Source organism: Olivibacter sp. EAT-5 (assembly GCF_044784325.1).
Taxonomy (GTDB): Bacteria; Bacteroidota; Bacteroidia; order Sphingobacteriales; family Sphingobacteriaceae; genus Olivibacter; species Olivibacter oleidegradans.
The window spans coordinates 4,328,874-4,342,447 of the sequence record NZ_CP173028.1 but is presented as its reverse complement, the minus strand read 5'-3'; the positions used below and the strand labels follow the sequence as shown (position 1 = coordinate 4,342,447).

Genomic DNA, 13,574 nt, shown 5'->3' with positions numbered 1-13,574 from the left:
CGTAACAACACAGCACTTTCACCGTCTATACTATAATAAACATTAATTCCGATTCCACATGCTGGCTTGTCCTCCCGTCCGATTTGAAATAGGCACTTATGTCGGTGAAAAAGTGAAACAATTGATATTTGACGGCATTATAGCAAGTGAAACAACGTTTAAGCCAGGCATGTCATCCGAATGGCATTACCATAGTAACCCACATTTCTCACATATTTTGTCGGGAGGCAGCAGGGAATTGAGAGAAAAGGGGACACAAATACAAATGGCTGGTACTAGTCTGTACTATTATCCCGGAATACCACATCAAAACCTGAACTATGTGCAGGGAACGCGGATATTTAATATGGAACTAACCGCTGACTTTTTCAAGAATTATGATATCTCGATACCGGATGAATCATTTATGTTCGAAGCGCAGCCATCAATCAATACCGCTTGCCTCATGCAGATTATGCGTGAAATTTACTTAAATGATGCGGATACTCCCCTGTCGCTTCAACAGCTTTGTTTAACACTAAACGGTAAATCCAACAAAAGGGAACATCTTTTTCCTGAATGGACAAAAAAAATTAAATCGATCCTGTATGACGAATGGGATAAGCCATTATCCCTTCATACATTGGCTCACTATCTACAAGTACATCCGGTAACAATTTCTCGGTATTTCGCTCGTTATTTTGGCTGTACAGCCGGTGAATATCTGCGCCAGATCAAAGTCGAAAAAGCGCTTATCCTACTGAAATCGCAGCACGCCACACTTACTGAAGTTGCTTACCGCTGCGGCTTTTCCGATCAAGCCCATTTCACGAAAATTTTTAAAAAGCTAACAGGATTCACTCCCAATCAATACAGAAAATTATAAGCAATACGGGAGGCTAATTTCATACAATTTTATATTGGAAAAGCTTTGTACCTTCGTTTACACCTTAATATCAAGCGATTTGTAATTTTTTACTTGTTGGTTTAAACAATGGAACAAAACATACAACAGCATCCTAATAGTTGGTGGAAACGAACCCGCAATTGGTTCCAAAAAGCAATTGCATTTTTCACGCCAAATAATCGAACGCTCAAAGCCAGCGGGATAGGAATTTTCCTTGTCTCATCGCTCTTTTTTGCTTTCAATACAATTGATGGTTTCCTATCGGCTGTCGGATTCGGTTATTATCTGCTCACTCTATTTTGTTACGTTATCGCATCTTATGTCATTGCTGTTATCATCAGTTTTGCCATAGGTCTTGCCGCAAAAACCCCACGCTATTTTCGACAATCCATCGCCTTTGTTATTTTCTTTATTTTATTTTTTGATCGACTGAGTTGGCCATACAATTGGATCGTTATCGGCTTCGTTATTATTTTCCCTGCCTTGATTTTTGGTGCCTTATCTTATTGGAGGCAACATAAAGAAAGCCAACATACAAGAAAAAGGCAATTACCGGCTATTATGATCTTTGGTCTGGGACTTGTTGGTTTGGGACTTGGTTTATTTCTTTTTCTATATCCCGGAAGAAGGGTCGAGTCCATCAAAAATTACAAGTTACTGGCAAAACTTCCCCCAACCATAAAGGCAGCCAATCCAGCGCAGAGAGGTAAATGGCAGGTTTCCTTTTTAAGCTATGGATCGGGGAACGATAAACATCGTACAATATATGGCAAAGATGCTACCATAAAATCCCCCACTGTAGACGCATCCTTTTTGTTAAAATCTTGGACCGGTATTTCAGGTAAATTGCGTACTTGGTATTTCGGTTTTAATGAAACGGCACTTCCATTAAACGCGATGGTCTGGTATCCAAACAACTTACAAGGGCCTGCTCCCCTTGTTTTGATTGTACATGGAAATCATCTGGCGCAAGACTGGTCAGAAAGTGGCTATGATTACTTAGGCGAACTACTTGCCAGCAAAGGCTATATCGTTGCATCCGTTGACGAGAATTTTCTGAATGGGAGTTTTACTGATATGCCCCGAGGTGGTTTGGAAAAAGAAAATGGCACACGCGGATGGTTAATGTTAAAACACTTGGAACTGTGGAAAAAATGGAATGAAGATCCATCAAATCCATTTTATCGGCGCGTTGATATGAATAACATCGCCTTAGTGGGCCACTCACGTGGCGGTGAAGCGATGTCTCATGCCGCCTTGTTCAATAGTCTACCCAGCTTTCCAGATAATGCAAATGAGAAGTTCGACTTTAACTTCTCCATCAAAGCTTATGTAGCGATAGCGCCCGTAGATGGTCAATACAAACCTGCATCCATCTTAGCCCCCCTTCAAGACATCAACTATCTTGTAATACAGGGAACACACGATATGGATATGCAGTCGTATGGAGGACTAAGTACATATAAGCGTATTCAATACAATCCCTCTTATCAAGGTTTTAAGGCAGGCCTGTATGTTCATCATGCCAACCATGGGCAGTTCAATACAAGCTGGGGTAAATATGACGCTAGTCGACCTTTCATCAACCAGTTTAACATGACCAACGTCATGGAGGCAAAAGATCAGGAACAAATAGCCAAGGTTTATATTAGCGCCTTCCTTGACGTACATCTAAGAGGTATGACAGCCTATACACCTTTATTTATGGACTACCGATCTGGTCGTGATTGGCTTCCCGAACAAATCTATTTTAACCAGTATGAATCAAGCAAGTCCATATTCCTGGCACGCTATGAAGAAGACTTGAATCTGACGACAGCTACCATACCTGGTGTAAATATAAATGCAACGAATTTAAGTGTGTGGAGAGAAGCACAACATAAGCTAATGTGGGGAGATCATCTCTCACGTGTAGCCTATATAGGGTGGAATTTGGAAGATGACAAGAAGCTAATTGGTAGATATACATTTAACTTTAATGACAGCATCCATTTGGCAACAGAAGATAAGGCGCTTGTCTTCAACCTTACAACAAGCGACGAAAGTTCGCTTCACCTAACAAAGGGGAAAAAGAGTAACCGAGAGAAAAGACAAGAAAAGGATGCAAGTAGGAAAGAGAAAAAACAAAAGCAAAATATCGAAGAAATGCCGCCCATTGATTTCACAATAGAATTGGTAGACCGTTCAGGAAATCGGCTTAATTTTTTGTTGAGCAACTGTTTCCCTTTACAACCGCAGATACAGAAAAAATTGACAAAATATGCTTTTCTCAATGCAAACGAAGATGCCGAAGCGATCCCCGACTTCTTCTACTTTGATCTAAGCAGGTTGAAAAAAAACAGCGCTTCATTCGATTTAAATAATCTGCAAAGCATCTCCTTTATTTTTGATCAGTCGCCCTCCGGTGTGATTGCTTTGGATGATATTGGCTTTATACCCTCTTTCTAAATTTCTTTTTCTTTACAAATCGCATTACCAACAATAAGCCAAAAAGGAAACCACCAATATGGGCGGCATAGGCAACGCCGCCCGCTTGCTGCCCACCTAGCGCACCAAGACCATTTGATACTTGGAAAAGAAACCATAGTCCCACCGCCAGAAAAGCCGGCACGGAGATCACAACGAATAAAATCCATACGTAAACGCTTCTTCGCGGGAACAAAACCATATATCCTGCTAATACAGCGGAAATGGCGCCCGACGCACCTAAACTGGGAATCAGTAGATCTTGTCCAAGAATAAAAGTACTGAACACATGACTCAAACCGGCTAATGCTCCTGTTAGCAGATAAAAGAGCAAATAGTTGATATGTCCCATACGGTCTTCCAGGTTATCGCCGAAAATACCGAGATACAGCATATTCCCTCCCAAGTGGGCCCAGCCGCCATGCATAAACATGGAAGTTATCAATGTTAAAAAAACCGGTACAGGTGTTTTTTGTAATCCCGGCAGCTCGAAAACATCTCCAGTAAAGGGGTCAGCAATCAGTTGACTCTCAGTGATAATATCCCTACCTGTTAATATTTCCGCGGGGATCGTTGCATAAGCAAAAGTGAAATAAATATTATTACCGAAATGTTGCCAAAAAACGAACACGAATATATTAATAGCGATAAGTGTATAATTTACAAAGGGGATCGTCTTCCGATCCCGATTATCGTCTCCAATTGGAAGAAGCATTTTTTTCTTTTTTTAGCCGTCTTTAAGAGAATCTTTTTAAAGACATTGCAAATCAAAGAAAAAACCCGCTATTATTATAATTGTTTGCATTGTTCCGTGCATATCGCCTCCAGATCCGATCTTACATACAACATTAATAGCATGTAGTTATGTCCTTTATTATTATTATAAACGCGTTCATTATGTATTACCGCCATTCAAAAAGATCGTCACCAAATCTTTTTGTTTGAAGCCTTTAATGCATCTACAACATAATTAGCTACTTCATCATTGTCGGAATGGTTCTTTATCCGTTCGTCTAAGTTACGTTGCCAATTCTTCAACGCCTCCTGCGGCGATAAACCACATGCAAAAATGCCTTTTTTCATATCAGGTCCCAACACACAACAAAAATCATTTCCGTCCTGGAATATGATGGGACGTAGTTCCCGCACCGTTTGCGGTACATCTTTCGCTTCATAATTGAAATGAACTAGCATTTCCTCAGGGATCCTCATTTGCTCCATATACAGTTTATTATCGGATGTATAAAGAAAACAGCCCGGAAATTCGTTTTGTTTACCCGCATGAAAAAAAATCCTAAAAAGCCTCTCCATTGAAAATATAGAAACCCGCGCCTTCTTGTGTGAAACCGATGTCCAAGCGGATATAAATATCCTTTTTTGGAAAGAGTAAATAACGAAGGCCAAAACCACCTGACCATTTTAGATTGGAAAAGCTAAGCGCGTCAATGCTCGGACCTACCGTTGCCATTGATCCAAATACAACCGCTCCTACCCTTTTACTGAACGCTAACGGCAACATTCTAAACTCAACCTGTGAGGCTAACATATTCTTATCTCGATACCGACCTTGGTAATAGCCACGCATCAGCATATCGCCCCCCATCAGGGCTAACAGGTTGAAGGGTACATCTCCACGGACAAAGTTGCCAAAAAGCTGCCAAGCAAGGGTATTGCGCTTGTTTAGCACATGAAAAGACCGTATATCTAAATTAACACTATTAAAGCGGTAATCACTGGCCAACGAGGGGCTGTAGTTCAAAAAAGAAAGCTCCCCAAAGAACCCTTTCCTTACATTTAACACATTATGCCTATTGTCATAAACCAAAGCCGCACCCAGTCCGAGGTTTAACGAACCATCCGCTCCCAAGGGAAGCATCGGCCCCCCTGAAGCAGGTCGATTAAAAGACACATCGGTGAGTTGTTGAAAATCAACCTCAGGGCCAACAAAAAAATCCTTACTGATTTTCCTTAAAACACGTTGCTTAAAGGCAATGCTAAAAGCGTCCACCACCGCATGATTAGATTCTCCGGTACGAGGCCCGATACCATAATAAAACAGAGGAAAACGCTGGATACGCGTTCTTCCCAGCAAAAACCACTTGTCTTTGTCGCCGTATATCGCATTATCAAGCCATAAGCCATACTGAGCCTTAAAAGTAAAGAAAGCGAACGCCTGCAGCTCGCTCAACCTGTTCAATGAATCGTTCTTAGCACGAAATAGCTGAAGGGCCGAAGCCCCCAGCTCTATCCCCGTTTCGGGCGCATAGCCAAAAGTGGGATAAACCGTAAAGCTTTTTTCCGCGGCAGAAGCTGTGTCATTAAAAATCCGGTGGACCTGGCGTCCCACCCAGCTATCTTTTAGACCTTGTGCCCGTAGGTTAGGATTTAGCAATAAGCATATGATTATAGGAGACCCAAAAATTTTTGCACCAGCTTTCATAGTAGATCGATCGCAGCACATGCGATTAAAAGCAAGGATACGCTACAAGTATTAGAATGCCATTATAAACTTCGGAGCAAGGATAAATGGCAACAGATGCAAGTCAATAGTGAATTCGGCTTTCTTGCTAGATTTATCCAAAACAAACAATCTAATCTTAAAAAAAAAGGCAAATAAGCAAAAAACATTAAAAAACAACGAACACTTCAGCACAAAAGCAACAAAAATCAAAAAGAAGTAAAAAAATATTTCCATACAATTACATTTAAAGAATAAAATACCTCACAAAAACCGCCATAAAACCAATAAAAACATCATCATATTATTTTTTTATCAAAAAAAGTCATTTTTTTTTGGAAATAACCAACAACAATTATAGATTTGACAAAAAATTAAAGATATATATATCAAAAAAATAACCTAAAACTAATTTATATAAAAAAAATAGAATAAAATTCCAGTTAAACAACAATTTTAAAAACCATAACAAAACAATTGCATGAAATAAAAAAGACTAAACAGTAAAAAAACCGTTATCAAATTATCCAAACACCGTAAACCAAACGAAAAAAATGAAATCGATTACCAAAATTTCTTCAACATTTATGTTTTGCGCCCTTGCCCTAGGTGCAAATGCTCAAGAGAATGAAACAAGTCCATTAGTCATAACCGGTTCGGCTGACATGTACTATAAGTACGATTTTTCCGGGTATAGAACGGAAAATGGGTATTCCAATATCCCTACCAGCTTTGCTAATGAGCAAAATTCTATTTCACTAGGTATGTTAGACCTAGCTGTCAGCAAAAAGGTGAATAAAGCTTCTTTTGTTGGAGAAATTTCTTTTGGCCCTCGCGGACAAGGTCAATCCATTGTTCCCGGCAAAGATGGCGATTCCTTCCATTTGCAAAACCTGTATGTTAGCTATGATTTTACCGACAAGTTTTCAATGACTGCAGGTTTCATGGGAACCTTTATAGGATATGAAATTATTTCACCTACGGGTAACTTTAACTACTCTACTTCCTATCTTTTTTCGACAGGCCCTTTTCAAAATGCCGGAATAAAGGGCACGTACACCTTTTCAGAGAAGGTAAGTTTAATGGTTGGTCTTTTCAATGACTGGAATCAATACCAGGATCTCAATGGCGTATCACATGTGGGGGCCCAACTTCACGTTTCGCCTGTAGAAGGCTGGGATGCATACCTCAATTTTCTTAATGGCCATTCGGCACCTGACGTAAGTGGTACCGGCACCATCTTCGACTTAACCACTTCTTACCAAATAACCGACGCATTCAAACTCGGTCTGAACGGTGCAAATTATAAGATTTCCGATGACGAAGGTGGTTATCACGGCGGTGCCTTGTACGCCCAGTACGCCTTTTCTGATGCCTTTGCCTTAGGTGCACGAGGCGAGTATTTCAAAAACAAGGACACAACGGTAGATAATGTAAAAACGGAAGGCACTTCGATTAAGGCTATCACTCTTAGCGGGAATGTAAAAGCGGGTCCTTTAACGATCATACCCGAACTCCGGCTCGACTCCGGTTCGGAGGAAATATTCTTCAAAAAGAATTTAAATACGACAAAAACAGCGTCACAGTTTTTAATTGCAGCTGTGTACGCATTCTAAAGAAAATAGTAGAAATCAACTTTAAGTACAATTATGGAAACAAATTCAATCAAACAATCGACACCCTTTCTGGTCTTGATTGCGGTGGCTATTGCCTCAATTTTTATTCAACCCGTCACAGCATTTAATGGTGAGGGCGTTTACAGTGGAGCTGACATTGCATGGGTAATTACGGCAGCAGCCTTGGTTTTCCTGATGACTCCCGGTTTGGCTTTTTTTTATGGAGGTATGGTGCATCGAAAAAATGTAATCTCCACGATGATCAAAAGTGTAGTTGCGGCCGGAATCGTAAGTGTAATCTGGGTTATTGTTGGGTTTAGCCTCTGTTTCGGTGATTCGATAGGCGGTTTCATTGGTGATCCAAAAACATTTCTGTTCTTTAATAACGTAATTTCCGGTGAACCTTGGGGCGGTGGACCTACGATTCCACTTTCCTTATTTGCACTTTTTCAGCTAATGTTCGCCATCATTACTCCCGGATTAGTAGTCGGTGCCGTTGCCGAACGCATCCGATTTACATCCTACATCCTTTTCATCGTATTGTTCTGTCTGTTTGTCTATGCTCCCTTGGCACACTGGAGCTGGCACCCCGAAGGCTTTTTAGCTAAGATGGGCGTGCTTGATTTCGCTGGTGGAACCGTGGTACATATATCTGCAGGCTGCGCTGCACTAGCAGGAGCATTGGTACTAAAACGCAGAAAATCGCACCTTGAACACCAAGAAGTACCACCGGCAAACATTCCCTATGTATTAATAGGCACCGGTTTGCTTTGGTTCGGTTGGTTTGGCTTTAACGCAGGGTCGGCACTGGCTGCAAATGATTTAGCGGTATCCGCGTTCGGCACGACGAATACAGCCGCCGCTGCAGCAGGCCTGTCCTGGATGTTTTTTGATGTCATTAAAGGAAAAAAACCATCTGTACTAGGTTTTTGTATCGGAGCGGTTGTCGGCCTGGTAGCCATTACCCCCGCAGCGGGCTTCGTAGCAATTCCGCAAAGCATTTTCATCGGCGTGGTTGCGGCCATCATTTCTAATCTTGTCGTTCAATGGAAATCTAAGTCAGCTTTGGATGATACGTTGGATGTATTCCCTTGTCATGGCGTAGGCGGTATGGTTGGCATGTTGTTGACGGGTGTTTTTGCCAGCAAAAAGGTGAATCCAATAGGTAACGACGGCCTCTTCTATGGCAATCCAGAGTTCTTTTTCACCCAATTGAAAGCGATGCTTATCGTTGTAGCCTTCAGCTTTGCAGTATCTTTCGTCATCTTTAAGCTGGTTAATTTGATTCAGCCACTTCGTGTTACTTCCGAGGAAGAAGAGCAAGGTTTAGATTTATCGCAACACAACGAAAACTATACACAGGGCACTTTGATTTCATCGCCAAGTGCCTAAACAACGATGCCTGATGCAGCCATTTTCTTTTGAAGAGAACTGCATCAGGAAAGAATATTTACATTTTTTTATTTTTTTTCTTGTTTCATAATAATTCTTACATATATTTGCGGTATCAAAAAGAAAAAATGAAATACACAGCTGCATATTGGTTCTTTGGTTACTTTTACTTTAGCAGTAAGGGCCGGGATTAATATGCATGTATAAAGAAATAAAATGTATAAGAAAGTCCCGGTTGTTCACCGGGACTTTTTTTTTTGAGATTTAAAATGAGCAAAATAAGAGTAGCTATTCAAGGAACACGTGCTTCTTTCCACGAAGAAGCAGCTTTCAAATATTTCGGTCAAGACATCCAGACGGTGGAGTGCGAAACTTTTAAACATACATGCGAGGCTTTAAAGAAGAATGAGGCAGACTATGTTGTGATGGCCATCGAAAACTCCATTGCCGGAAGTTTGCTTCCTAACTACACACTACTGCACGATTATCACTTCCCGATTGTAGGTGAGGTCTATTTAAGCATTCAGCTTAACCTGCTAGCTTTACCAGGAACTAAACTAGAACAGATCAAAAAGGTAGAATCTCATCCTATTGCCTTACGGCAGTGTGCTGATTACTTGGAGGAACACCCTCAATTTAAAATAACGGAAGGTACCGATACGGCCTCCTGCGCAAAAAAAATCGCCGAAAATAAATTAACTGACACGGCAGCTGTAGCGAATCAGTTAGCGGCAAAATTATATGGTTTGGAAATCATTGATCGGAGGATTGAAACAAACAAAAAGAACTATACGCGCTTCCTGATTCTCTCCAAAGAAAAAACAGAAAATCCCAAAGCCAACAAAGCAACGCTGCTCTTTCAAACAGACAATAGCATCGGATCCTTAGCTCGTGTACTCACTTTTTTTGCTGAAGAGCAAATAAACATGAGTAAAATCCAATCGATGCCCGTATTGGGAAAGCGCAATGAATATGATTTTTATGTGGACATTGAGTGGAAAAAACAAAACAACTACGATGCAGCGATTCGGAAAACGCTCAAACATACCATTAATTTTAACATTTTAGGCGAGTATATAAAAAACGATAAGGTATAATAAACTAGGAATTATTAACAGCAATACAAAATATAATACAATAGAACAATGAAGCTAAATTTAGACATCTTGCCCTTAAGCTCATGGTTAGCTACCGGCAAAGAACCCTTAGTAATTGCGGGACCCTGCAGTGCCGAAACAGAAGAACAAGTAGTTGCTACGGCTCATTTGCTGGCTGCCACCGGCAAGATCTCTGTGTTACGCGCAGGCATCTGGAAACCCCGTACTCGTCCGGGCGAATTTGAAGGCATTGGAAGCATCGGCCTGGAATGGTTAAAACGAGCTAAAGAAGAGACCGGCTTATTGACCGCAACAGAAGTGGCTACCGCCAAACATGTAGAGGAGGCGTTAGCTGCCGGTGTGGATATACTATGGGTAGGTGCCCGCTCAACTGCCAATCCTTTTACCGTTCAGGAAATTGCTGATGCCCTACAGGGCGTCGATGTTCCAGTCTTAGTAAAAAACCCGGTTAATCCCGACCTATCGTTGTGGATTGGCGCTTTAGAGCGTATCAATCGCGCAGGAATCAAGAAATTGGGCGCAATACATCGTGGTTTTTCTTCCTATGAAAAAACAGCTTTCCGTAACGAGCCTATGTGGGATCTAGCTATTCAATTAAAAACGGTGGCCCCCGAACTTCCTATCATCAATGATCCTAGCCATATTTGCGGCACAAGAGAATTAATACCTTACGTAGCGCAAAAAGCAGTGGATTTGGACATGCAAGGCTTTATCATTGAGTCGCACATCGATCCATCGGTAGCTTGGACAGACGCAAAGCAACAAGTAACTCCGGCAGCATTAGCAGATCTCATTAACAACCTTTCCCTTCGAAAAGCAGAATCAAATGACCCCGTATTCGAAGATAAACTTGCTGCCTTGCGGAAGGAGATTGATGCTATTGATGATCAGATCATCAAAAAAGTTGCAGATAGAATGAAAATCGTTGAAAAAATCGGTGAATACAAAAGAGACAATAAAGTAACGATTTTACAGGTAAATCGCTGGGAGGAAATCATCGAGAAACGCAGCAAATTTGCAAAGGCCTTAAACCTGGAGGAAGACTTTACTGTTAAATTATTAGAATTGATTCACGGTGAATCTATTCGCAAACAGAATCAAATCATGAACGCCAAACCAGCAGTGGAGGCCTAATGAACACGAAAACACTCAGCGTATCGTATCCGAACGGGGCCATACAAGGCACCGTTCAATTAACCGGATCTAAAAGTGAAAGTAATCGCGCGCTTATTTTAAGCGCGCTCAGCAAAGGAAAAGTTCGCATCGAGAATCTATCCAATGCAGATGATACTGTAACCCTGAAAGCTGTTTTGGACTCGCTGCATACACCGCAGGAAAACCGAACAATTGATGTCGGACCTGCGGGAACGGCTATGCGTTTCCTTACCGCCTACCTTTCAACCATTCCGGGCTCCTTCGTATTAACGGGGTCTGAACGGATGAAACAACGTCCCATAGGTATCTTAGTTGATGCGCTTCAAACCATTGGCGCGCATATAAATTACATTGAACAACCAGGCTTCCCTCCTTTGCAAATACATGGTAATTTCACGCAACAGCAGGAAGAAGTCTTTATAAAAGGTGATGTCAGCAGTCAATACCTATCCGCTTTATTACTTGTTGCTTCGTTTCTTCCTAAGGGGCTTCGTCTAAATATCCTAGGCACCTTAACATCCAAACCCTACGTCGATATGACCTTGGATATGTTAAGAGAAACAGGAATTACTCATGAGTGGAATGAAAATAGCATTACAATCCGCAAGCAACCCGTACAAGATTCGATCCTACACGTAGAGCCTGATTGGAGTGCCGCATCTTACTGGTATGCCTTAGTAGCACTTGCGCCACTGGGTAGTTGCTTATTTTTACCCGGACTTAAAGATCGCAGTCTACAAGGCGATCGTGCAATTGCTGGAATTATGGCAAACTTTGGTGTTCGTTCCACCTTTGAAAATAAAGGTGTTAAAATTGAGAAAACGACTACATCGGACAGCAAACGGTTTTTTGATTTAAAAGAATGCCCTGATTTAGCACAAACCATTATTGCTTGTTGTGCAGCTCTGGGATACGATGCAAGCTTTACCGGTTTAGAAACCCTTAAGATCAAAGAGACAGACCGTATTTTAGCGCTTCAAAATGAATTAGCTAAATTTGGAGTGCAATTGCTTGAAGACAATCAAATTTATCACTTGAGGACATCAAACAAAGCGATGCCAAAAAGCACCGTAATAAAAACCTACGAAGACCATCGTATGGCAATGGCCTTTGCTCCGTTGGCTCTTGCTTTTGACGAGATTGTAATCGAAGATCCTGCGGTGGTGGGTAAATCATACCCCGCTTTCTGGGAGCATTTGGCAAGCGTAGGTTTTATATTAGATTAAGCAAGCGTCCTTCGAAAACATACAATTACTTTAACAAAAATTATTACCTATGGCAGGAAATTCATTCGGACAGAGCTTTCGTATTACTACTTTTGGAGAATCTCATGGAGATGCTATTGGTGTAATCATTGATGGCTGTCCTCCAAATATAAGTGTCGACCTTGATTTTATACAGGCTGAGCTCGATAAACGCAAACCTGGTCAGTCAAAAATCACCACCCAACGAAAGGAAAGCGACACCGTTAAAATTCTTTCCGGCATTTTCGAAGGAAAAACTACCGGCACTCCGTTGGCAATGCTCATTCCAAACGAAGACCAACGCTCGAAGGATTATTCTCATATTCAGGATAAGTATCGTCCTTCTCATGCCGATTATACTTATCAAACGAAGTACGGCATACGTGATTATCGTGGAGGTGGACGTTCTTCGGCTAGAGAAACTGCGGCAAGAGTAGCAGCAGGGGCTGTGGCCAAACTTTTTCTTAAAGAACTTGGTATAAGCATTTTTGCCCACGTGTCAGCCGTTGGAAATATAGAAGCCCCTAATTTGGGAGATCTGGATGTAAATCAATTAGTGGCTATTCGGGAAGCAAACATTGTTCGATGTGCCGATCCTGCTACGGCCAACCAAATGATTACTTTTATTGATTCCGTCAGAAAAGAGGGAGATACCGTTGGTGGCGTGGTGAGTGCGGTTATAAAGGGAGTTCCGGTCGGTTTAGGTGAGCCGGTATTTGACAAATTGCATGCCGATTTAGGCAAAGCTATGTTAAGTATCAATGCGGTTCATGGTTTCGAATACGGATCAGGCTTTAGCGGTGCAAGCATGCGCGGTTCAGAACATAACGATATTTTCGTTAATCCTATTAAGCAGGCGACTTCGCTTAAAACCTTAACGAACTTTTCAGGTGGTATTCAAGGCGGTATCTCAAATGGTATGGACATCAATTTCAGGGTCGCGTTTAAACCTGTCGCAACGATTATGCGTTCACAATCTACGATTAACCAGCAAGGAGAAGAAACAGAGATTTCAGGAAAAGGTCGGCACGACCCCTGTGTTGTTCCCAGGGCGGTAGCGATTGTAGAAGCGATGGCTGCCTTAGTAATTGTTGATCACTATTTACGCAATTTGAATTTAGGTCGCGCGTAACGATCTCTATCTATCGTCGTCATTTCAGTTGAGACCAGTGCGATGAATATAAACTAGAAAATTTCCAGCTTCGCACTGCCTAATCGAAATGACGACTTTTAACTTCT

General features: G+C 41.5%; 11 protein-coding genes. 8 read left to right on the top strand and 3 right to left on the bottom strand.

Going from position 1 to position 13,574, the window contains the following annotated elements:
- The first annotated feature begins 58 nt into the window (after window positions 1-58).
- Both ACH11B_RS18010 and ACH11B_RS18005 read left to right on the top strand, forming a co-directional pair.
- Window positions 59-865 (top strand): helix-turn-helix domain-containing protein, encoded by an 807-nt coding sequence (locus ACH11B_RS18010; protein WP_377609179.1) that lies wholly within the window; start codon window positions 59-61, stop codon window positions 863-865.
- A 108-nt stretch (window positions 866-973) separates the two neighbouring features.
- On the top strand, window positions 974-3,334 hold the full coding sequence (locus ACH11B_RS18005; protein WP_377609181.1) for a chlorophyllase/cutinase-like alpha/beta fold protein: 2,361 nt from the start codon (window positions 974-976) through the stop codon (window positions 3,332-3,334).
- On the opposite strand, the gene ACH11B_RS18000 is transcribed toward ACH11B_RS18005, so the two are convergent.
- The 3 genes from ACH11B_RS18000 to ACH11B_RS17990 form a co-directional block, all read right to left on the bottom strand.
- On the bottom strand, window positions 3,318-4,067 hold the full coding sequence (locus ACH11B_RS18000; protein WP_377609183.1) for a rhomboid family intramembrane serine protease: 750 nt from the start codon (window positions 4,065-4,067) through the stop codon (window positions 3,318-3,320). The genes ACH11B_RS18005 and ACH11B_RS18000 overlap by 17 nt on opposite strands.
- Before the next feature lie 209 nt (window positions 4,068-4,276).
- Entirely contained in the window at window positions 4,277-4,573 is a 297-nt protein-coding gene (locus ACH11B_RS17995; protein WP_130857871.1) for a hypothetical protein, read from the bottom strand.
- A 73-nt stretch (window positions 4,574-4,646) separates the two neighbouring features.
- On the bottom strand, window positions 4,647-5,699 hold the full coding sequence (locus ACH11B_RS17990) for a BamA/TamA family outer membrane protein (protein ID WP_242627372.1): 1,053 nt from the start codon (window positions 5,697-5,699) through the stop codon (window positions 4,647-4,649).
- Window positions 5,700-6,364: 665 nt separating this feature from the next.
- Here ACH11B_RS17990 and ACH11B_RS17985 point away from each other — a divergent pair.
- The 6 genes from ACH11B_RS17985 to aroC all read left to right on the top strand — a co-directional run bounded on the left by ACH11B_RS17985 (window position 6,365) and on the right by aroC (window position 13,467).
- On the top strand, window positions 6,365-7,426 hold the full coding sequence (locus ACH11B_RS17985; protein WP_130857481.1) for a porin: 1,062 nt from the start codon (window positions 6,365-6,367) through the stop codon (window positions 7,424-7,426).
- Window positions 7,427-7,459: 33 nt separating this feature from the next.
- On the top strand, window positions 7,460-8,818 hold the full coding sequence (locus ACH11B_RS17980) for an ammonium transporter (protein WP_130857480.1): 1,359 nt from the start codon (window positions 7,460-7,462) through the stop codon (window positions 8,816-8,818).
- A gap of 269 nt (window positions 8,819-9,087) precedes the next feature.
- The gene (locus ACH11B_RS17975; RefSeq protein WP_130857479.1) at window positions 9,088-9,915 is read left to right on the top strand and encodes a prephenate dehydratase; all 828 of its coding nucleotides are present in this window, start codon (window positions 9,088-9,090) and stop codon (window positions 9,913-9,915) included.
- Window positions 9,916-9,963: 48 nt separating this feature from the next.
- Complete coding sequence (locus tag ACH11B_RS17970; RefSeq protein ID WP_013666484.1) at window positions 9,964-11,070, top strand: chorismate mutase; 1,107 nt, start codon at window positions 9,964-9,966, stop codon at window positions 11,068-11,070.
- The gene (aroA, locus tag ACH11B_RS17965) at window positions 11,070-12,317 is read left to right on the top strand and encodes a 3-phosphoshikimate 1-carboxyvinyltransferase (RefSeq protein ID WP_130857478.1); all 1,248 of its coding nucleotides are present in this window, start codon (window positions 11,070-11,072) and stop codon (window positions 12,315-12,317) included. Before ACH11B_RS17970 ends, aroA begins: the two co-directional genes overlap by 1 nt.
- A 49-nt stretch (window positions 12,318-12,366) precedes the next feature.
- The gene (gene aroC / locus ACH11B_RS17960) at window positions 12,367-13,467 is read left to right on the top strand and encodes a chorismate synthase (protein ID WP_013666482.1); all 1,101 of its coding nucleotides are present in this window, start codon (window positions 12,367-12,369) and stop codon (window positions 13,465-13,467) included.
- Window positions 13,468-13,574 lie beyond the last annotated feature (107 nt).